General features: G+C 36.8%; 18 protein-coding genes, 1 tRNA gene and 1 pseudogene. 7 read left to right on the top strand and 13 right to left on the bottom strand.

Features of this window, described 5'->3' with window-relative positions; genetic code table 11:
- Positions 1 to 5: 5 nt before the first annotated feature.
- The 3 genes from QF044_RS02860 to QF044_RS02850 form a co-directional block, all read right to left on the bottom strand.
- Entirely contained in the window at positions 6 to 572 is a 567-nt protein-coding gene (locus QF044_RS02860; protein WP_307263416.1) for a YceI family protein, read from the bottom strand.
- A 146-nt stretch (positions 573 to 718) separates the two neighbouring features.
- Complete coding sequence (locus QF044_RS02855) at positions 719 to 1,768, bottom strand: glucokinase (protein ID WP_307263414.1); 1,050 nt, start codon at positions 1,766 to 1,768, stop codon at positions 719 to 721.
- A gap of 113 nt (positions 1,769 to 1,881) precedes the next feature.
- On the bottom strand, positions 1,882 to 2,445 hold the full coding sequence (locus QF044_RS02850) for a hypothetical protein (protein ID WP_307263411.1): 564 nt from the start codon (positions 2,443 to 2,445) through the stop codon (positions 1,882 to 1,884).
- Positions 2,446 to 2,682: 237 nt separating this feature from the next.
- Between QF044_RS02850 and QF044_RS02845 the strand changes: the two genes are divergently transcribed.
- A complete protein-coding gene (locus QF044_RS02845) occupies positions 2,683 to 4,059 on the top strand; it encodes a DUF1800 family protein (RefSeq protein WP_307263409.1) in 1,377 nt (458 codons plus the stop codon).
- Between the two features lie 24 nt (positions 4,060 to 4,083).
- Positions 4,084 to 5,268 (top strand): DUF1501 domain-containing protein, encoded by a 1,185-nt coding sequence (locus QF044_RS02840; RefSeq protein ID WP_307263407.1) that lies wholly within the window; start codon positions 4,084 to 4,086, stop codon positions 5,266 to 5,268.
- A gap of 92 nt (positions 5,269 to 5,360) precedes the next feature.
- Here the strand turns inward: QF044_RS02840 and QF044_RS02835 are convergent, their stop codons facing one another.
- From QF044_RS02835 to QF044_RS02825, 3 genes and pseudogenes are all read right to left on the bottom strand, one after another.
- Complete coding sequence (locus QF044_RS02835; RefSeq protein ID WP_262483661.1) at positions 5,361 to 5,495, bottom strand: hypothetical protein; 135 nt, start codon at positions 5,493 to 5,495, stop codon at positions 5,361 to 5,363.
- A 94-nt stretch (positions 5,496 to 5,589) separates the two neighbouring features.
- Positions 5,590 to 6,609, bottom strand: a complete 1,020-nt coding sequence (locus tag QF044_RS02830) for a YafY family protein (RefSeq protein WP_307263402.1) — start codon at positions 6,607 to 6,609, stop codon at positions 5,590 to 5,592.
- Positions 6,610 to 6,730: 121 nt separating this feature from the next.
- Positions 6,731 to 7,064: pseudogene (locus tag QF044_RS02825) on the bottom strand (HopJ type III effector protein).
- Between the two features lie 97 nt (positions 7,065 to 7,161).
- On the opposite strand from QF044_RS02825, the gene QF044_RS02820 reads away from it, so the two are divergent.
- The 3 genes from QF044_RS02820 (at position 7,162) to QF044_RS02810 (ending at position 10,741) form a co-directional block, all read left to right on the top strand.
- Positions 7,162 to 8,544, top strand: coding sequence for an RtcB family protein (locus QF044_RS02820; protein ID WP_307263401.1), 1,383 nt, complete (start codon positions 7,162 to 7,164; stop codon positions 8,542 to 8,544).
- A gap of 102 nt (positions 8,545 to 8,646) precedes the next feature.
- A tRNA-OTHER gene (locus QF044_RS02815) sits at positions 8,647 to 8,754 on the top strand.
- A gap of 235 nt (positions 8,755 to 8,989) precedes the next feature.
- Positions 8,990 to 10,741 carry a hypothetical protein gene (locus tag QF044_RS02810; protein ID WP_307263398.1) on the top strand — a complete coding sequence of 584 codons (1,752 nt, stop codon included), beginning with the start codon at positions 8,990 to 8,992 and terminating at the stop codon, positions 10,739 to 10,741.
- Positions 10,742 to 11,171: 430 nt separating this feature from the next.
- Here QF044_RS02810 and cobC read toward each other — a convergent pair whose 3' ends face one another.
- From cobC to cobT, 3 genes are read right to left on the bottom strand one after another with little or no spacing between them, the layout of a single operon-like run.
- Positions 11,172 to 11,729 carry an alpha-ribazole phosphatase family protein gene (gene cobC, locus QF044_RS02805; RefSeq protein WP_307263396.1) on the bottom strand — a complete coding sequence of 186 codons (558 nt, stop codon included), beginning with the start codon at positions 11,727 to 11,729 and terminating at the stop codon, positions 11,172 to 11,174.
- Complete coding sequence (locus tag QF044_RS02800; protein WP_307263393.1) at positions 11,714 to 12,496, bottom strand: adenosylcobinamide-GDP ribazoletransferase; 783 nt, start codon at positions 12,494 to 12,496, stop codon at positions 11,714 to 11,716. The genes cobC and QF044_RS02800 overlap by 16 nt, the downstream gene beginning before the upstream one ends.
- Positions 12,497 to 13,501: a nicotinate-nucleotide--dimethylbenzimidazole phosphoribosyltransferase gene (gene cobT, locus QF044_RS02795; RefSeq protein ID WP_307263391.1), complete on the bottom strand. Its 1,005-nt coding sequence runs from the start codon at positions 13,499 to 13,501 to the stop codon at positions 12,497 to 12,499.
- Positions 13,502 to 14,924: 1,423 nt separating this feature from the next.
- On the opposite strand from cobT, the gene QF044_RS02790 reads away from it, so the two are divergent.
- Together QF044_RS02790 and QF044_RS02785 are read left to right on the top strand one after the other, a co-directional pair.
- Positions 14,925 to 15,671, top strand: coding sequence for a nucleotidyltransferase domain-containing protein (locus QF044_RS02790; protein WP_307263389.1), 747 nt, complete (start codon positions 14,925 to 14,927; stop codon positions 15,669 to 15,671).
- A 64-nt stretch (positions 15,672 to 15,735) separates the two neighbouring features.
- Positions 15,736 to 16,797, top strand: coding sequence for a DNA polymerase beta superfamily protein (locus QF044_RS02785; RefSeq protein ID WP_307263386.1), 1,062 nt, complete (start codon positions 15,736 to 15,738; stop codon positions 16,795 to 16,797).
- Positions 16,798 to 16,850: 53 nt separating this feature from the next.
- On the opposite strand, the gene QF044_RS02780 is transcribed toward QF044_RS02785, so the two are convergent.
- The 4 genes from QF044_RS02780 to QF044_RS02765 all read right to left on the bottom strand — a co-directional run bounded on the left by QF044_RS02780 (position 16,851) and on the right by QF044_RS02765 (position 21,795).
- Positions 16,851 to 17,204: a TfoX/Sxy family protein gene (locus QF044_RS02780; RefSeq protein WP_307263384.1), complete on the bottom strand. Its 354-nt coding sequence runs from the start codon at positions 17,202 to 17,204 to the stop codon at positions 16,851 to 16,853.
- A 166-nt stretch (positions 17,205 to 17,370) separates the two neighbouring features.
- Entirely contained in the window at positions 17,371 to 18,636 is a 1,266-nt protein-coding gene (locus tag QF044_RS02775) for a PQQ-binding-like beta-propeller repeat protein (protein ID WP_307263381.1), read from the bottom strand.
- A 7-nt stretch (positions 18,637 to 18,643) separates the two neighbouring features.
- Entirely contained in the window at positions 18,644 to 19,375 is a 732-nt protein-coding gene (locus QF044_RS02770) for a WG repeat-containing protein (RefSeq protein ID WP_307263379.1), read from the bottom strand.
- Positions 19,376 to 19,497: 122 nt separating this feature from the next.
- Positions 19,498 to 21,795: a polyribonucleotide nucleotidyltransferase gene (locus QF044_RS02765; protein ID WP_307263377.1), complete on the bottom strand. Its 2,298-nt coding sequence runs from the start codon at positions 21,793 to 21,795 to the stop codon at positions 19,498 to 19,500.
- Between the last annotated feature and the right edge of the window lie 410 nt (positions 21,796 to 22,205).

The raw sequence follows: 22,205 nt of genomic DNA, 5'->3' as shown, positions 1-22,205 counted from the left end.
TTAAATTATTTAGCAGTTACCTTTACAAGCATTTCAATGTCATCTTTCACAAAAACATCCTGCATGGTAGACTTGTAAGCAACGTCAAATTTCTGTCTGTCAAAAGCGAATTTATCAGAAACCAAACTTACCACTCCTTTGCTGTAAGCAATTTTTGCAGGGAAAGTAACAGGGTTTGTTTTTCCTTTAACAGTAAGATTTCCCGTTACCAATGAGTTATAAATCTTATCATTATTTTTCTTTACAGAAGTGATTTTGAAAGAAGCAGTAGGGAATTTTTCAACTTCAAAGAAATCACCGTTCTTAAGGTGTCCGTTCAGTTTCTGCTGATATTCTCCTGAAAGGTCAGTTGAGCTGATAGAAGTCATATCCAATACAAAGCTTCCTCCTATAAGACTATTTCCTTTCATGATCATGTCTCCTGACTTTACTTTTACAGTACCATCGTGAGAACTTGCTTCAGATTTTGCTACTTTGTATCCCCACCAATGTACATCAGATGCTACTACTTTTTTAGATTGTCCGAATACAAGACCACTGGCTAAAACTGCCAATAAGAATATTTTTTTCATTTGAATAAAGTTATATACTTGTTTAATGCTGCAAATGTAGCCAACTAATCCGATAGATTTCATTGATGTATATCAATAAAATTAATTATTTTTATGAATAATATCATCCCATAAAAAAACTCCGAAAAAGCTTCGGAGTTTGTATTTTAATTTTGGTAGTAGGCGGTATACAGTGCGGCACCTTTGAGTGCCGTATGATTCTGCTTGATCAAATAGAGCGGTGTGTTTTTCAACATTTCCTCCATTTTATCACTGATCTTGAATTTCTCATAGAATTTTCCTTTGTCAATGTATTCCCTGATCGCCTGCGGGATATCTCCTGCAATCAACAATCCTCCGGTCGCTTTAAGCTTCAGCACAAGGTTGTTCGCTTCTCTGGCAAGGAATTCCAGGAAGGTATCTAAGGCAATCTTACAGATCATTACCTCTTCTTCTACTGCAGCTTTATATAGCTCCTGTACAAAATCTGGTCCGGCAAGACGTTCTGCAAGCCACTCCGGTTCAGGATGTCTTTTTACATCTCTTAAGAATCTGTAGATATTAAAAAGACCCGTTTTGGAAAGTACATTTTCCCAGCTTACAATACCATAGATATTATTTAAGAACTGGTAAAATTCAACTTCAACATTCGTTCTCGGTGAGAATTCTGAATGTCCTCCTTCGGTAGCGAAAGGTCTCAGGAATTGTCCGTCAAAGAAATATCCGGCTTCTCCGAGTCCGTTTCCTGGAGCAAGGATGGCTACATTTCCTTTTTCAAGATGTCCGCTGGTGTAGATCGGATCCAGATCGCTGTCTTCAAGAAGCCCCATTCCGTAAGCGGAAGCTTCAAGGTCGTTCAGCATATCTCCTTTTTCAAATCCGAAATCTCTGGTGTACTCTTCAATATTCAGGTTCCAGCCCAATCTTGCGGGGCTGCTTTTACCATCAATTACAGGTCCCGGTACCGCCATAGCCAGACGTTTTACATTCTCTAACTGATTGTCCTGAATGAATTTTTTCAGGATATCAGAAAATGATGCGTAGTCTTTGGTACTGTACTCATTCTGAACCTTTATCTCAAGGCCTCCGTTAACGGACACAAAATGGCCTAAGATGGTTATATCTTCACGGAGACTTGCCCCAATGATAGAAACATTATCATTGTTCGAGTTTTCTACTCCCGGTAAATAAAGTGGAAATTTTGGATTCAATATCATAACCTCAAATTTTATCAAATATAATAATAGTTTTCGTAATTCCTGCAGGGAAGAAAAAAACCTTTTCATTTTCATAAAAAGGTTTGGCTAATAATTGTTTATATTAAATCTAACTACTTTCCTAATGGGATATTGTACCCGAATCCTACTCCGATATTCCCCACATTATAGTTCTGTCCGGCAATATCGCCTTTATCTCCTACAAAAACTTTCTGGTATTGTACGAAGAAATTCCAGTCTCTGTTGTGGTATCCGATCTCCGGCTTGATGTAGAAACCTCCGTCTGGTCTGTCTGCAGAACTGTTGGAAGCCACTTTCTCATCACCTACAAGGAAACCGTATCCTAAGTCTGTTCCGAAATAGAAACCAGTTTGCTTCGGATAGATTCTGATTAAAGCCCCTACAGGAATTACCCCTACATCATTGTTATCATAACCATTGTTACTTTTCCCAAAATAATGAGTATATCCTGTTGCAATACCTAATCCAAATCCAGGAGTGATAAGGTTCTGGTAAGATACATCTACACCTGCTGCTGCAGAAAGATTATCTGCGGGAACTGCTAAACCAACATTTGCGCCAACTTTGATCATATTGTTCATGCTTGAGCTCTGCGCACTTGCGATACCTGCTGTTAAGATTCCAGCCAGTAGTATTGTTTGTTTTAACATTTTCATAACTCTAATTTTAAATTTTACTACTGCAGTAAACTGTAAAAATCGTGCCAAGGGAGGCTATTTATCTGACTTTAACATTCAAACCTATCACAAAACCATGATTATCAATATGTTAATTTATACTAAAATTAAATGATTGTTTAAGTTAAATCTTAAAAATAATACGATTAATGATTCTTAACCGTTATCATTTTAACTTCTTTCTTGTTATTGCATCAAAAAATAAAATCTCTCAATATGGCGGATTCACTTTTACATAACAAACATCTTCTTTGGCGTGCTGGTTTCGGAGCAGGAATCAATGAAATGGAAGACCTGAAAAATAAAAACACAAAGACCTTATTAAATGAATTATTTAAAGAAGAACCGTTTGTGGAAATCAACTATGATACTCCGGATGTGGAAATCATCGATTATATGAATGATAAAACGCCTGCAGAAAAGAAAAAAGAAATCCAGAAGATCAACAGGGAGCAGAATAACGAAATTAATCTTAACTTTCTTAACCAAATTGTCAACAGCAAAGAACAGATGCGGGAAAAGATGGCTTTTTTCTGGCACGGTCATTTTGCATCCAGAGTGGTTAATCCAAGATTCAGCAAACAGATTTTAAATACAATCAGGAAGAATGCACTGGGAAATTTCAAAGATCTGCTTTTTGAAGTAAGCCAGGCTCCTGCTATGCTGAATTTCCTCAATAATCAACAAAATAAAAAAGACCATCCTAATGAAAATTTTGCCCGTGAAGTCATGGAATTATTTACTATGGGAAGGGGAAACTACACTGAAAAAGACATTCGCGAAGGCGCCCGTGCCTTCACCGGATGGGGATATGATAAGGAAGGGAATTTTAAGGAGCGAAAAAATCTGCATGATGAAGGCGTGAAAACCTTTCTTGGAAAAACCGGAAATTTCACCGGGACAGATGCTTTAGAGATCATTCTCGAACAAAAAGCCACCGCACGATTCATTACCACTAAAATCTATAAGTTTTTTGTGAATGAAAATATTGATCAGAACATCATCAATGCATTAAGCGAGAACTTTTATCACTCCAATTATGACATTAAAAAACTAATGACTGATATATTTTCAAGCCCATGGTTTTATGACAAAAAAAACATTGGAAACAGGATAAAATCGCCTATTGAATTGATGGCAGGAATGATGAGAACGTTGCCCATGACTATTCAAAATCCTGAAAACCTCATCGTGTACCAGAAATTACTGGGACAGATGCTCCTCTACCCTCCTAATGTTTCCGGGTGGCCGAACGGGAAGTCATGGATCGACAGTTCTACCCTGATGGTCCGGCTTCAAATTCCGCAGATATGGTCTGGATTGAGACCGCTGGAATACAGTCCGCGTCAGGATGATGATATTGATATGGGAAACAAATCCCGTGAAACCGCCGTTAACAAGAGCTTTAAAAATCCGAACATCACCATCGACTGGGCGCGGGTTGAAAAAATATTTGCCGGTAAAAACTGTGCAGAGTATATTATCCAGAATACAAAGACACTGGATTTAGATTCCGTAAAAAATTTCTCGGATAACAGCGTTAAAATGAACATCATTAATCTCATGTCAACGCCTGAATATCAACTGATGTAATGGTTTTATTAAAAAATTTGCAGTATGTTAATTAAAAGAAGAGAATTCCTAAAAATAAGTTCATTGGCGGCGACTTCGCTCATGATGCCCAGCTTCCTTAAATCAATGACTTTGGACGATGCCCTGGAACCCGGGCAAAAGATTCTGGTTGTCCTTCAGTTCACAGGCGGAAATGATGGGCTAAACACTATTATACCGACAAAAAATGATATTTATTTCAGGGAGAGGAATAATATTGCAGTAAAAAATTCTTTAGTTTTAAATGATGAAGCAGGAATTAATCCGGCACTCTCCTATTTCAAAGAGTTATTTGACAATGGAGAACTTTCTGTTCTGAATAATGTGGGCTATCCCAATCCCGACAAATCCCATTTCAGAAGTATGGATATCTGGCAATCCGCAAGTAAAAGCGATGAATATCTCGAAACAGGATGGCTTGGGAGATTCCTGGATGAAGAATGCTACCGATGTGAACATCCGACTCAGGCTCTTGAAGTAGATGATATGCTGAGTTTAGCTTTGAAAGGACAAAATAATAAAGCTTTTGCTTTTAAAGATCCTAAAAGACTGTATCAAACCAGTCAGGAGAAATATTTCAAGTCGCTTTATGACCATCATCACGATGATGAAACGGTTTCTTACCTCTATCAAACTTTGGGCTCTACCATTAATAATGCAGGGTATATTTTTGAGAAAAGCAAAGCAAAAAAAACTGATCAGACCTATCCGAATTCACAGCTGGGAAAAGATTTCAAAACAGTATCTTCTTTGATAAAATCTGATATCAACACGCAGGTATATTACCTTTCCATCGGCAGTTTTGATACCCACGTCAATCAAAATGACAGACAGCAAAAACTTTTCAGCGACATTAATGAAGCTGTGAAATCTTTTGTGGCAGATATGAAAAGTAATGGATTATTCGACAATATTCTTCTGATGACATTTTCAGAATTCGGACGCAGGGTAGCTCAAAATGCCAGCAATGGAACCGATCATGGAACGGCCAATCAGATGTTTTTCATCAGTGGCGGATTAAAGAAAAAGGGATTATTGAACAGTCTTCCCGATCTTCAGAATTTAAATGAAGGAGATCTAATTTACACCGAAGATTTCAGAAAAGTATATGCTACCATTCTTAAAAACTGGCTTAAAGCAGATTCTTCTAAAGTATTGGGCTGGAAAAACGGAGTGTATGATTTTATATAACTGAAAGGACTTAACAGAATATTACGGTCTTACAATAGAAGAGGCGGCCTTTCGGCCGCCTCTTCATCATCTTAAATTAAACTACTTTGCTTTTAAGCAGTAATTTGCTTTTTATCGTCTTGCTTTTCAGACTTTTCAGATAATTTTTCAGCAACCTTTTTCACAACATAATCGATTACTAAAGGGGCTAAAATGGCTACTAATGTTTTTAATATACGTGACTTCATAGTGTAATTTTTTTAATGGTTAAGCTAATACAATTTCCAAGCCATAAAAATACAATAAGCCTACAGAAGCCTTTACAACGCGATTGTCGGTGTATTATTCTTCTTCGGGAATAATTAAATTTTTGTAATTATTACTTCCTGTATTAAATTTTTCTTCCATTTTCAGCCTCAGTTTTCTTGGCTTATGAACAATGAGAGAATCTCCGAATCCCAGCAGCAATCTTTCCAGCTCATAGTTGATCTGTACACAGATTTTAAACAGGGTTCCTTTTTCTGTTTCACTGATGATTTCCTGGCTTTTATGCAGGGGTTTAGTTTTTACATAGGGTGCATTCGAGGAGTCAACGAAAAAAACTACCTTTTTAGGCATCATGGTTTGCGAAACGGTAACGCCTACAATATCTTTGAAATACTCATCGCCATCAAGATTCTGATCAATATACTGGATATTGTCTATAGTTTCAATACTTTCCATCCTATCTAAAGCCAGATTATACATTTTCCCTTTATGAAGACAGATGAGAAACCATCGGTTATTAAATTCTTTCAGCAGCTGAGGATGAACGATATAATGGTCCGGTTCTTTTGCTTTAAAGCTTTTATAGAGAACTTTCAGTACTTTTTTATTCAGAATTCCTTCATAAAGCACATCGATATGCTCCAACCCTTTCAACTGCTCATTTTTATCCAGATGAATAATGGATTTCTGGTTGGTCGCATGAATAGAATCTTCCAGTTTCTGGATGACGCCGTTCATCTCTTTAAACATCGAAAAATCCTTGAACTGCTTGAGGATCTGTACCGCATTATTCATGGCTTTCAGATCACTTTCATTCACCGAAATATTATGAATACTGTATTCCGGATCACTGTATCGGTAATATTTTCTTTCATACACCTCAATAGGAGCCTCATACCCAAATTTTTCACTGCGCATATTCTGCAGATCCAATTGTACAGTACGCTTGCTGACAAATGATTCTTTTCCTTCAAATTCAAACAAAGCTTCAGAACATTCATCAATTAAATCTTCTAAAGTATATTGCTTATATTTATTTTTAAGGCATTTATCTAAGGTTTTGTAGCGGATAAGAGCGTTTTTGTTGGATGACATGGTGTTTTATTTTGTGTTTTTTGCGTCATTTAGGAGAAACAAAGCGACGAAGCAATCTGATTATTATAAATGAGATTGCTTCACCTTCGGTTTGCCTGACAGATTGAAATAAAATGAACAATTACTTCTTCGTTAAAGCATCTCCTTCAAAAGAAATTCCATCCCAACCGAACGTCATGAAGTTTCTGATATTCTGATGATCCCGTTCCTTCAGGGTTTTTCAATACATCCTCTCTGTAAAAATCTCCGAAAAGGCTCAATACTTCTTCTTTGGACAAATGATTCAGCTTTGCAAAACTAAATACTTTACACGAACCATTATTCTGATCTGCTTCATTGACCGTATTTCCGTTGGTAAATTTTGTTGGGGTAAAATCGTAATTCTCATCGATATACGCAATTACTTCTTTGAATTGAATCGTCCCGGGAGAAGTTTTTAATTGTTCTGTTAGCATTTTAAAAATTTTATCAAAAATAATTAAAATATTTTTATCTACGCAAAAACATTGCACACTTGTGTTATTACTTTGCATCAACAAAATGAGAGAACACATGGAATTTAATGGAAACCATATTATAGAATTAGGATATAGATCAGCAAAATGGTTTAAAGAAGCGATTGCGCATATCAACGAAAATCAATTAGACGAGACTCAAATCAAGGAATATCTGGAACAATTCAGACAACCGGATCCGATTCCGCTGCATGAACATCCAAAAGATTTCATCATCAATATCAGAGCTGAACACGAAAGTGAAAATGATAACGTGGAAAAAGTAATCAATACCATGAACGTTTTGATGAAAACTCCAACTTTAGTTAATGGTGCAATTATGCCCGATGCCTGTCCTACAGGTCCGGAAGGTCAGATTCCTGTTGGCGGAGTGGTGGTGGCCAGAAATGCGATTCATCCGGGATTCCATAGTGCAGATATCTGTTGTTCCGTGATGCTTACGGATTTTGGAAAAGCTGATCCTAAAGAAGTTTTGGATGCAGCGCATTCTGTCACGCATTTCGGATACGGAGGAAGACCAAGAGGAGAGCAAATGGAGATGTCTCAGGAATTGATGGAGGCCTTCAGAGAAAATGATTTCCTGAATGATGAAAAATTAATCAGTATTTCACGTTCACATATGGGAACTCAAGGCGATGGAAACCACTTCCTGTTTGTAGGAATTTCTAAAAACACAGGAAATACAATGCTGGTAACGCATCACGGATCGAGAGCTCCGGGAGCCGCTTTGTATGATAAAGGAATGAAAGTAGCTAATAGATTCAGACAGGATATTTCCCCTGAAACGTTGAAAGAAAACGCCTGGATTCCTTATGAAACAGAAGAAGGAAAATCCTATTGGGAAGCATTACAGCTGATAAGACAATGGACTAAAGAAAACCATACTTCTATTCACGATGCCGTTTTAAACAAAATGGAAATCGAAAAAGAAAACAGGTATTGGAACGAACATAATTTCGTCTTCAAAGATGGTGACTTGTTTTACCATGCAAAAGGAGCGACTCCGCTGGATGATAAATTCATGCCGGATATCACGGGACCAAGATTGATCCCCTTGAATATGGCAGAACCCGTTTTGATCGTTCAGGGAAAAACCAATGAGAGAAATTTAGGGTTTGCACCGCATGGAGCAGGAAGAAATTTCAGCAGAACTCAGCATAAAAAATCATTGGCTCATAAAATCATTGAAGAAGTTTTTGAAGAAGAAACCAAAGGATTGGATATCCGTTTCTTCTCTAATGAGATTGATATTTCTGAACTTCCGACGGCTTATAAAAGCGCCAAAAACGTAAGAGCTCAAATTGAAGAATACGGACTTTGTGAAGTTCTGGATGAAGTGATGCCTTACGGATGTATTATGGCGGGTGATGTTCAGAAGAATGCACCTTGGAAGAAAAAGAAGAAATATAGAAAAGTATAAATGCTAACTTAATATTTAAACCTTATAGGTTATCAAAAAAAACTAATAACCAGCCTTACAGGTATAAAATCTGTAAGGTTATGAAAACTTTTCATAAAGGTAGGAGTAGTAGCTCAGATGGTAGAGCAACAAGAGTACTTTTCGCTGCCGGCACATAAAGTTCCTATGAATTCCAGTTGTGGGTCGCAGGTTCGAGCCCTGCCTACTCCTCAAAAGAAAATAAGTATATTTACGATTAATTATTTTCATTGGTTAAAAAAATAAGGCAAAGAAAGTTCCTATTGATTTCCCATATTTTACTTTCCGCTTTTTTACAAATTACAGGGCAAAGGGAGTTCCTATAATAGGACATTACTCCCCGCCTTTTATAAACCATAGGTAAAAGGAGTTCCTATACACTTCATTTAAAAGAATTACTCCTCACTTATTTTTTAAAATTAAAACAATGAAAACACTACAATTATTCAATGCTGTATTAGCCAGAAAATCTAATGAAAAGCCATTTATTTCAAATGATGGTTTTATCATTGAGTCTGATGCACTTTGGGCAAAAAAAGAAATTATTTCTTATTATGCAAAGGAGAAACTGAATGGAAATGACCTCAACAAAACCTTTCATAAATCATGGCAGAAAATCAAAGAAAGTTCAAGAATTGAATTGTTAATGGAACAAATCAACCACTATCTTTCAACGTATGGAAGTGATTTTCAGAATGAGATTTATATTCCTAATGAAGTGTTGAATGTTCCGGATTCTAAGTTAACTTTTAAAGTGATTAAAGCGTATACTCAAGCGGAAATGCAGGAAAAATGCCTTTCTCTTTTGAAATCAGGTATCGCTTTGAAGGAGGAAACTATTAATGATCTGCTTTATATTTTGCATACTGAACTGGAATATGATTTTACAGGAAAAGAAAATATCAGAAATAAGGAAGCCATTATAAAAATTGCAGATTTATATGATATCTACCCTGAAAACCCGGTTGAATTTTTCCGGTATGTGATTTATAAAACCACGGCTACCACGCTTTTAATTAAAAACGATGAATTGATTGGTTTAATTAAAGAAAGCAGATTTGATCCGACGTATTTGTTTGAAAGATTCGGATTGGAAAAAATGGCAGAGATTTTTAACCGGTTTAAGCCTTTATTTTTAGCCTATAAAAAAAGAGCGCCAAAAACGATTAATAAAATTTCAAAGTTATCTAAGGTCTATCATCAGCCGTTAATTTCAAATCCATTAAATAACGCCACGAATACATTACTGGAAAACAGTGATTTACATTGGCTGGAAAATGCTACTCCTTTTGCTTTGTTTAAAGCTTTGTCGGCTTGTTATTCAAGAATGTATGGTCAGGATACTTTTGTGTACAGGATCAGAAACGGAAAATCCTGGACTAAGAAAGGGACTTCTACTTCTGTGAATGAATTAAATTATGATTTTATCTTAACCTTTTTACAGTCAAAATATAATCTTTCCGGAAAAAAATTCTATTTCCCTACCGATGTAGAATTCTGTTTACCTACTTCTGAGAAAATGTTAATTGGAAATATTCCGACCGGAACGAGATTCTATGGAGAAAGGCTGGCTATCGGAATTTATTGGGAAAATGCCTGGGGAGCTTATGACCTCGACCTTTCCGGATTGAATATCGCAGGAAAAATCGGTTGGAATGCCGCGTATAATCAGGATAACGGACAATTGATGTATTCGGGAGATATGACTTCTGCCCCTAAAGGTGCGGTAGAATATCTTTACGCCAACAAATATTTAAGTACTCCAACGCTTGTGATGAACAGCGTGTTCTCCGGAGATGCCAATTGTGGCTATAAAATCGTCATCGGAAAAGGAGATGATATTTCCTACGATTATATGATGAATGCTAACAATCTCTTTGCTGAAGCTAAGTGTAATTCTGTTCAGAAGCAGACGATTTTAGGAATGTTGCTTCCGAAAGATGGAAAGCAATGTTTTATTATCTTGAATTTTGGAGCGGGAAATGCGCATGTTTCGGGAACTTCTGAGGTTTCTACCATGGCAACCAATGCGCTATATCAGCAATGGTACGAACCGATTTCTTTTAATCATCTTGTGACAGAATTGGGAGCAGTGATCACCTCAGAAAGAGAAGATGCAGATTTTGATTTCTCGTTGGAAACTTTGGAAAAAGATAGTTTTACTAAGATTTTCAAATAATATTTTAGCTGTCATTTTTGAGTAAAATCTCGGAATGGCAGCTTTTGTTTTTAACGCAAAGATTTATTTTCTTCTGCTTACTATTAAGAGCAAAGATTTTAATCAATTTCATTGATTCTTATTAAGCTAGCTTCATGGGATTCTTTCTTTTGTATTTTCTCTCACTGATGAAGCGGATTTTGCAGATCATTGTATTTTCAATCTGCTTAATTTGCTCAATCTGCGAGAAATTTCAAACTAAACATTTGTTGTTTCTTCTCTCACTGATGAAGCGGATTTTGCAGATCATTGTGCTATTCAATCTGCTTAATTTGCTTAATCTGCGAGAAATTTCAAACAAAATATTTGGTATTTCCTCTCACTGATGAAGCGGATTTTGCAGATCATTGTATTTTCAATCTGCTTAATTTGCTCAATCTGCGAGAGATATTCAACTAATATTTACACCTTTAACCGAGATCAAACCATTCTTCACTTCAATAACCGTTTTCTGCCCGTAATCAATCTGAATGTTAAACATATTTTCCAAAGGAAACTGTAAAATAGATTGTAGGATTAATCGAATCACTCCGGCATGAGTGACTATTAAAACTTTGTTGGTATTTTCTTTAGAAATCAATTCATTCCAAAATTCAGAAACGCGGCTTTGCATTTCTAACAAGTTTTCTCCGTTGGTTGCCTTTACCCTGATAAAATCCTTATACCAGGGGTTGATTTCTTCTTCTGGAATATCAGTCCATTTTTTCAGTTCCCAGTCTCCGAAATTCATTTCTTTAATCCGTTCATCGGTTGTAAAATCCTGTTGAAAATGCTTTGCCAATAACTGACAGCGCTGTGACGGACTGGAAATGATAAGATCAACATCTTTATCCACTGGGATTAATTTAAAATCCTCTTTATAATCCTTCCTTAAAGACACTTCCGCAAACCCATAACACAAATGATTGGGATTTTCTACAGCAGTATGGCGGATCAGATGAATTTCCATACGATAATTGTTCCTAAATAAAACAGTACTTCACACACTTGCTGTACGGTTCCCAGACAGTCTCCGGTGTACCCGCCAATGTGTTTTTTAAAATACCAGCCCAGATAGATTTTGCCTATATAAGCGAACCCAAACACCGGAATCAGTCTCCAGTCTTGGATGATAATCATTGGTATGATGACGCTTAAAAATCCTATCATCAAAGATGTTCCGTCCAATGGTTTATTGGCCAGCGGTTTTGATTTGCTCGCGTCAATATCCGTAACATATTGATGGGTATAGATCATAGTTCCTGAAATAAAGCGGCTGGATGAATGAGCGAGAACAATTACCCATAAGGTTTCCAGTAAGTTTATATGCCCCAACACCTGAATACTGAAAAATTTCAACGCCAGCAGCAATACAATTCCTATTGCTCCGTAAGCACCTACCCTACTATCTTTCATGATCGTAAGGATCTTTTCTTTTCCGTATCCGCCTCCAAAACTGTCACAGACATCGGTAAAACCGTCTTCATGAAATGCTCCGGTGAGTAAAACACTGGAAGCCATCATCAATACTATGGCTATTTCCAATCCAAATAGCTGAAAAGAAAGGTATAGGATTACCGCATTAATAAGTCCAACCACCAGTCCAACCCATGAAAAATACTTCTGCGACCGGTTCATAATGTCACTGGAATATGGAATCTTAAACGGGACCGGTATTCTAGTAAAAAACATTAAAGCAGTCGCAAAATAAACCAGTTCATTTTTTAGCGCTTTCATTTAATCTTTATTTGAGATATTGGCATCTTCGAAACTCGACATTTCGTTCAAGAAATTAACGGCACTCTGGATAATCGGATAGGCCAGTGCACAGCCTGTTCCTTCCCCTACGCGAAGACCAAGATTCAGCAATGCTTTCTGTCCCATTGTATCCAACATTTTTAAGTGCGCAGTTTCATCGCTTACATGACAGAAAACACAACTGTTGAGGATCTCGGGATTTTTCTTCCATGCAACCGCAATTGCTGCCGTTGCAATAAATCCATCCACTAAAATCAACATTTTTTGAAGATAAGCCTCCTCCATCGCGCCAATCATCTGAGCAATTTCTAATCCGCCAAAAGTTTGTGCAATTTCATCCGGACTAGCAATTTGTGCATGTTTTTCAGCCGCCTGAATTAATATGCCGATCTTCTGCTGTAATTGTATATCATTGAGTCCTGTTCCACGTCCTACACAATCTGCCACAGGTATCTTGAACAGTCTGCTCATCATCAGCGATGAAGCGGAAGTATTTCCTATTCCCATCTCACCAAAACCTATTACATTGCATCCGGTTGCCGCAATGTCTTCCACCACAGCCTTTCCGTTTTCTAACGCCTGCTGATATTCTTCTGCCGTCATGGCGGCTTCTTCGAGTATATTCCGGCTTGATTTCCTTACTTTTTTATCAATAAGCGCAAGATGTGGTGGAAAATCAAAATTAACCCCGGCATCCACAATCTTAATTTTCATCCCACTCTGTCTGCAAAATACATTGATCGCCGCACCGCCACCTAAAAAATTCATCACCATCTGATAGGTCACTTCCTGCGGATAGGCACTCACTCCAGCCCTCGCAATTCCGTGGTCAGCAGCAAATACCACCATATGAGGATTGATTAATTGAGGTGAGGCAGTCTGCTGAAGCATTCCGATTTTGCGAGCCAGTTGTTCCAGAGAACCCAATGCACCTAAAGGTTTTGTTTTGAAATCAATCTTGTGTTGTAAGTCGTGTGCTAACATTGAGGTAGTATATATTTTAAGAATAAGCATCTCATTATTATGTTAAATAAGGGCGGTGCAATATTAATGATTTTAAAATAATTTCCTTTTGCCTTGATGGAAAAGAAATAAGATTGAGAATTGAGAATTGGGCTAAAAATAAAATTTCCTTCAAAAACCTAATTTAAAATAATTTCTTTTGTCTTAACACAAAAGAAACAAAAAGTCAAGACTTGGAAACTTCCGCTAAAAATAGCCTATACTCTCTAAAAATTCTAAAACTTGCGCGAGATCTATCGTTGTTCTTCGAGTCGAAATTCGTCTCGCGCTTCAAACAGTAGAATTTTCTTAACGTTCATATGGACTATTTTATTAACGCTCCATTTTTCCTATGTCGAAATTCCGTGCTTGTTAAGCAAATAGGTTCCAAAATAATCAACAATCTGCAATCATCAAACACTAAGAATTGGGCTAAAAATAAATTTCTCCTTCAAAAACCTAATTTAAATAATTTCTTTTGTCTTAACACAAAAGAAACAAAAAGTCAAGACTTGGAAACTTTCGCTAAAAATAGCCCATACTCTCTAAAAATTCTAAAACTTGCGCGAGATCTATCGTTGTTCTTCGAGTCGAAATTCGTCTCGCACTTCAAACAGTAGAATTTTCTTAACGTTCATATGGACTATTTTATTAACGCTCCATTTTCCTATGTCGAAATTCAGTGCTTGTTAAGCAAATAGGTTCCAAAATAGTCAACAATCTGCAATCATCAAACACTAAGAATTGGGCTAAAAATAAATTTGCCCTTCAAAAACCTAATTAAATAATTTCTTTTGTCTTAACACAAAAGAAACAAAAAGTCAAGACCTGGAAACTTCCGCTAAAATAGCCTATACTCTAAAAATTCTAAAACTTGTGCGAGATCTATCGTTGTCCTTCGAGTCGAAATTCGTCTCGCACTTCAAACGGTAGAATTTTCTTAACGTTCATATGGACTATTTTATTAACGCTCCATTTTTTCCTATGTCGAAATTCAGCCGCGATTAATTAACTAAACTCAAATACTATATTCCTCAAATCCTAAAAATTTGATATTTAAAAGATTTCCTTTTGTCTTGATACAAAAGAAAGAAAAAATCAAGACTTGGAAACTTCCACTAAAAATTAAAATTTAATCCTAAAATTCCCAAAACTTGCGCGAATTCAAAATTTGTTTTTCAACTCTAAATCACCTCGCGCTTCGAACAGTGGGAATTTTTTAACGGATTAAACTTTAATTTTCTTAACGCTCCATTTTCCTATGTCAAAATTCAGTACAATTGATCAAGCAAGATCTAAATATTAATATTCTACAACCCTAAAACTCTTAAACTCTCCCACTCAAATACATTACGTAAAAAGGTTGCGCAGATCATCTTTTATTTTGCATTATAAATTAAAAGTAATGACACCTAAAATACTAGAAAAATTAAAAGAAATAGAGGCAAAAAGGAATATAGAAATACTTCTTGCCGTAGAATCCGGAAGCAGAGCTTGGGGATTTGCCTCACCCGACAGCGATTACGATATCTGCTTTATTTACCGGCATGAAAAAGACTGGTATCTTTCTCCCTGGGACAAAGATGAAACCATAGAATTCATGACTGAAGATGACCTGGACGGTTCCGGATGGGATCTTCGGAAAACATTTCATCTTTTACTGAAGTCCAATGCTGCTTTACTGAGCTGGTTTTACTCCCCTATCGTTTATGTAAAAAATGAAAAGTTTTATGAACTTTTTAAACCTTTGGCGGATGCCTGTTTTTCTCCGATAGCGGTTTCTTATCACTATCTGAGCATGAGCAAAAAGTATCTGGAAGCCTGCAGAAGTGATAAAGTGAAACTGAAAAGCTATTTTTATTGTTTAAGAACTGCACTGACCGGAAAATGGATCATAGAAAAAGGAACAGTTCCACCTGTTTTGTTCAGTGAATTGCTGGTTTTAGTTGATGATGTTACCAGAACCAAAATAGAAAATCTTGTTGCTTTAAAAGCTACTAAAGGGGAATCTTATTATCATGAGAATGATTGGGAATTGTTTGGGTTTCTGGAAAGTATGGTTAAGGATAATGAGGAAAAAGCTAAGAGTTTGGTGGGAGGAAAAACGGATAAAGGTGAGATGGAGAGGGTTTTTAGGGAAATATTAAAATAAATATCTTTATAAATTGTAACGTTACATGCAAAATTAGCTGCATGAAAAATATAAACTTGTAATCATGACGATTGAAGATCTAAAAACCCAAAACCTCATCCTCTTCGAAGCCATCTCCGGAAGCCGCTCTTTTGGGCTGGCCACTGAAAGCTCTGATACAGATATCCGTGGCGTATATTATCTACCAAAAGAAGATTTTTTTGGTCTGAATTATATTCCGCAGATTTCCAATGAGACGAATGATATTACGTATTATGAAATCGGGAGATTTGTAGAATTATTACAGAAAAATAACCCGAATATTCTGGAAGTGCTGGCCAGTCCGGAAGATTGTATTCTTCAGAAACATCCGTTGATGGATCTTTTGAAAGCTGAAGATTTTCTTTCCAAACTATGTAAAGATAAGTTTGCAGGCTACGCTGTTTCACAGATTAAAAAAGCAAAAGGACTTAACAAAAAGATTCTTAATCCTGTAGAAAAGGAAAGAAAATCGATTCTTGATTTCTGTTATATTCTCCATCATCAAGGTTCTGTTCCACTCAGAAAATGGCTTTCAGAAACCGGAAAGATTCAGGAGCATTGCGGATTGGCTAGCATTGATAATACAAAAGGAATGTATGCTCTTTTTTACGATGAATCCGGGATCTTACGCTATAAAGGAATTATGCAGGATGCAGAAGCCAACCAGGTTTCCGTTTCCTCTATTCCCAAAGGTGAAGATTCTGTGGCATATCTGTTTTGTAATCTGGATGCCTACTCTACGTACTGTAAAGATTACCGGGAGTACTGGAAATGGGTTTCGGAGCGCAACGAAGACCGCTATAATGTCAACCAGCAACACGGGCAAAACTATGACAGCAAAAATATGATGCATACTATCCGGCTGCTGCAGTCGTGTGAACATATCTTCAAAACGGGATCGATGCAGATCCGGGTAGATAATCGCGAAGAATTACTGGATATTAAAGCTGGAAACCAGTCTTATGAAGCGATCATGAAGAAAGCAGAAGATTTGATAGAATCAATTGAACTTTATCATACAACTTCCAATCTTCCTGATTTTCCTGATCTGGAAAAAACAACCAAGATTTTAGTAGAGATAAGAGAGAGACTTTACTTAAAATGAATTGATTACGAATAGTTATAATTTGAACCATTATTACTCACAAACCCTCTTACTCATTTACTCTTTCTTTTTTTCGAGGCTTTAGCCATTGGATTATAATCAAGACAAATCTTTATCCAGTACTCAAAATCGTCAGGTTTCTGGAAGCCAACGGGTTCTACATAGCAATAGCCTTTGAGCTGTTTTCCTCTCATCATCATTGGGAGGAAACCTGTTTTTTCTGAAACCTCATCCTCCAGTTCAGGGTTATAGCGACACATCAGATTATCATGGCTGATATTGATACACATCTTCCCATTGACAAGAAATGACAGACCGCTAAACATTTTCTTTTCTTCCACTTCAATCTCATGAACTTTTGAAAGCCGCTCACGAACCCTGTCTGCCAATTCAATATTATAAGCCATGATTTCAATTTTTTATTATTTAAAATTAAATGAAAATGGTATTCGGCACCAAATATTTAAGACGATTCAAAAAACAATAAATTAGCTGGTAAAAACAGTATTAAATAATAGCCTGTCTTCTTTTTAATAATGAAATTAAAGATCATTCAGTATATAGATCTAAGGTTTATTTATTGAAGTACTTAATTTGATTTAAAGGAATAGAACTTGGATAGAAGGTGTGGGCAATCAGCAGCTCAGCTTTCTTGAAGTCTCTGTCAATGGATACAATTCCTTTTCCGGTCATATAGAGCAATTGCTTCTTTGCATTTACTTCAATATTAGAAACCGGATATAATGAGAGATCAATAGGAATTTCCAGGGTTGTTTTCCCTTTGAGGTCTACTACAAAAATTTTGTTTTTAGTATAACCCACTACTTCGTTTTGGTTGACCACCTGCCAGTTTTTGATCATATCCTGAGGCTCGAACAGCCATTTTTCCTTTCCTGACCGGGCGTCCAGAGCAATTAAGGCCATTTTACTTTCGTCTTCCGATTTTTTACAAACAATAAATAAATCATTCGTTAAAGAAGTTTGGTCATCTCCTAAGCGCGGATATTTTTTGGATTGATAGGTCCATTCAAAAATATCTTTCCTGTCTATAAAATTATTCTTGGGATTGGTAATATCTCCGCCTTTTGCCAATCCTTTTTTATCTATGGCCAATGCATGGAAAACTCCGTAATCATCGCCTACAAACAAATATTTTTTCGAGGTCTGCATCTGAGTATAAAGAGGGTTTTCAAAGGCCGCACCTTCATACATCCCGTTACTGGCAAAAGTACCTTCTTTGTAATGTAAATCGAGGTAAACGGCAGAATTAAGATAGATATTATCCGAGTTTTCAACCGGCTGATAGTAGTTATAATTGGTAGAATTTTCAGAGGTAGAACTGGTATTTCCATTTTTAGCATTGATCACATAAAAACGGGATGTAAATTCACCAGGCCGGCCGGCAGAAGCAATATACACATTGTTGTTATACAGCAAAGGTCTGGACATGAAAATAGGCCCAAAATCACTTCCTGAATTCTCCGTAACTATTGAACCATCTTCTGCAACTGTTGCTGCAACAGCCTGATCGGGAGCATCTTTATAATTATGGTTCCAATTGATTTTTCCCGAAACAATTTGCGCTGAAATGAATCTTCCGCTTTCAAAAGGCAGGTAAATTGAGTTTTCATCATAGCTAAACCGGTTGCGGTTCATCAGGGTATCTTCTTTTGAAACATACTTCCATGTCAATTGTTTCGTTTCCAGATTAAAATTGAATAATTTACCTTTTGATGAGACAATCAGGGTTTCATTAGGTACTATCACTTCTGCTTCTGTTTTTTCAGAATTACAGCTCATCAAAACGGCTACAATACTTATGGCTATTATTTTTTTCATCATCATATTATTTTTTAACTACATTACCATTTGTATACACCACATAGTTTTGACCATCCTTTTTTTGCACCACTGTTTTTCCATTCACAAATTCTCCTGTATTGGTAAATTCCGGCTGAACAACTACTTCTTCTTTAAAGTTTTTCACTCCCCATTGTGCCGGCGCTTTCATAAAAAAGAATAATCCTTCTCCCGCATAGGATACGGATTCATAGGTTGGTGGAACCAGGATTTTCCCTGTTTTATCGGCAAAACCATATTTATCGTCCTTTGAAATTCTGAAAATGCCATCTTTCTCAGCATGAATATCGCTGTAAACCGGCGGCAGAATCTCTTTTCCCTTATCATCTACGATTCCCCAGTTCTGGCCTAGACCTACCTGGCAAAAACCGTTGGTAAAACCTATTGAAATCCCTTCATACCTGGTAGCAACTGCTATTTTACCTTGTTTATCAATCAATCCCATATTGGGTTCATCTTCATTATCCACCAAGCGGCGAACGCTTTCAAAATCAGAGCCATTAAAATACACACTTTCATAAAAAGGATCTTCACTGATCCAGGCATCTTCTTTCTTATCATAATGCCCTTTCACCTGTTTCCCATAATCATTTACCTCTTTCTGTGCTGTTTTGGCACTTTCTGCGGTAGTTGTTTTGGGCGCGTTTCCTTCTTCTTTATTTTTGGATTGACATGACAGTAATGCGATGGCCATGCAGCTTAATAGGAGTATTTTCATTTTTATCTGTTTAGATAAAGATAAACAAAATAGGCTAAGATCATCTTTAGCCTTCTTTATTTAACATTAACGACAAAAAAAATCCCTCAAATTGAGGGATTCTATATAAATAAGAAATAATCTTAAGCTTCAGTTGAAGGATTTTCATTTTCACTTGGTGCCTGATCAGCTGGCCTTCTGTCTCCTTCCGGCCTTCTGTCACCTTGTGGTCTTCTATCTCCGTCCGGTCTTCTGTCTCCTTGCGGTCTTCTATCACCTTGTGGTCTGTCTTGACCTTCTGGTCTTGGCTTAGACTCAGGTCTTTCTGGTCTTGGCAACAAAACTTTTCTTGAAAGTTTCATTTTCTTACGATCATCGTAACCCATGAACTTCACCTCTACTTCGTCACCTTCGTTATAAGGTACTTTATCAAGACGGGCCCATTCGATTTCAGAAATGTGTAGTAATCCTTCCGTTCCTTTTGCAATGGCTACAAAAGCTCCGAAATCCATTACTTTTACCACCTTTCCTTGATACACTTCACCTACTACAGGTACAAATGTAATCTCGTTGATTCTTGCAATCGCTGCATTGATTTTCTCTCTGCTTACACCAGAAATTTCGATTCTTCCGATTTCTCCTACTTCTTCAATAGCAATAACAGTATCTGTATCTTTCTGAAGTTGTTGAATGATTTTCCCACCAGGTCCGATAACAGCACCGATGAAATCTTTAGAGATCTCCAGCATTACCATTTTCGGAGCGTGAGGTTTCACGTCTTCTCTTGGAGCAGCAATTGTTTCATTTAATTTATCTAAGATATGCAGCCTTCCGTTTCTTGCTTGTAGAAGAGCTTTCTCCATGATATCCATAGATAATCCCTGGATTTTGATGTCCATCTGACAAGCGGTGATTCCGTCTGCAGTTCCCGTTACTTTAAAGTCCATATCTCCCAGGTGATCTTCATCCCCTAAGATATCAGAAAGAACGGTGAATTTTCCGGTTTTAACGTCTGTTACCAATCCCATTGCAATTCCGGAAACCGGTTTTGTAATCTGAATACCTGCATCCATCAATGCTAAAGTTCCTGCACAAACAGTTGCCATAGAAGATGAACCGTTTGATTCTAAAATATCAGAAACGATACGGATCGTGTAAGGGTTTTCTTCAGGAATCATATTTGCCAACGCTCTTTGAGCCAGGTTTCCATGTCCTACTTCTCTTCTTGAAGTTCCTCTTAAAGGTCTTGCTTCACCTGTTGAGAATGGCGGGAAGTTATAATGTAAGAAAAATCTTTCGTCATAATTTACCATAACGCTGTCTACCATGTTCGCATCTTTCACTGAACCTAATGTTACAGCTGTTAAAGACTGAGTTTCACCTCTTGTGAAGATCGCAGAACCGTGAGCTCCCGGTAAATAATCGATTTCGCTCCAGATTGGACGAATTGTTTCAGGATCACGGCCATCAAGACGGATTTTATCATTCAAAATCATCTGACGCATCGCTTCTTTCTCTACATCGTGGTAATATACTTTAGCGAAAGGCGTTACTCTTTCTAATTCTTCAGCATTATCAACATACTGTGCTAAAAATTCATCTAAAACAGCTTTGAATTTTTCACCTCTTTCTTCTTTTCCTGAAGGAGTTTTTGCTACTTCATATACTTTATCGTATGTTTCTTTCCACACTTTCTCACGAATAGCTTCGTCGTGATTTTCGTGGCTGTATTCTCTTTTTGGAAGTGATTTTCCTACTTTTTCAGCTAATCTTTCCTGAGCTTCAACTTGCTTTTTGATTTCTACGTGAGCAAACTGGATCGCTTCAAGCATTTCCTGCTCAGAGATTTCTTTCATTTCCCCTTCTACCATTACAATAGAATCTTTAGTTGCTCCCACCATGATATCAAGGTCAGCAATTTTAAGATCTTCAAATTTAGGGTTGATAGAAAGCTCACCGTTGATTCTTACTACTCTTACTTCAGACATTGGTCCGTTGAAAGGAATATCTGTAATAGCAATGGCTGCAGATGCTGCAAGACCTGCTAAATCATCAGGAATTGACTGTCCGTCATAAGAAATTAATGAAATCATTACCTGAACTTCAGCGTGGAAATCTTCAGGGAATAATGGTCTAAGAACTCTGTCTACCAAACGCATGGTCAGGATCTCCTGATCTGATGGTCTGGCCTCTCTTCTAAAAAAGTTTCCAGGAATCTTACCTCCTGCGTAGAATTTCTCTCTGTAATCTACCGTTAAGGGTAGAAAATCTACTCCGTCTTTTGCTTCTTTGCTGGCTACAACAGTTGCTAAAAGCATTGTTCCACCCATTTTTACGACTACAGAACCATCAGCCTGTTTTGCTAATTTTCCTGTTTCAATTGTAATTTCTCTGCCGTCTGCTAGAGTAATCGTTTCTGTAATTGCTTGAGGTATACTCATAAATTGTTTTGTGTTGCACTCCGTATTGAGTGCTTTAATTATTGATAGTTCGTCTAAATTTTCGTGTGCAAATATACCATATAATAATGAGATATTAAATTTTCGGCATCACAAATACTATTCATAATCGTAAGATTTCCCCTACTTTTTTGTCAAAGATGTAAAAATTGACGGCATGTTAAATTTTCCATTATTCAAAATGATAAAAAATGATTTTTCCAAAGAAAATTGATTATTAAATCCTGTTGTTTTCGTATTATTGTCTCAAAAAGTGTAAATAATGTTTTCACATCGGAAATGTTGACTTATTTATATGAAAAATACTGGAAAAGTTGCAGAAAAACAAGTACTGCCTTATATTTGTCCTGCTTCTCACAATATAAATGTACGAGGAAATCAAACTGATAGAA

This window comes from Chryseobacterium sp. W4I1 (assembly GCF_030816115.1).
Lineage (GTDB): Bacteria > Bacteroidota > Bacteroidia > Flavobacteriales > Weeksellaceae > Chryseobacterium.
Note: the sequence above shows the minus strand (reverse complement) of the source record. Positions and strands in the feature narration are given on the sequence as shown.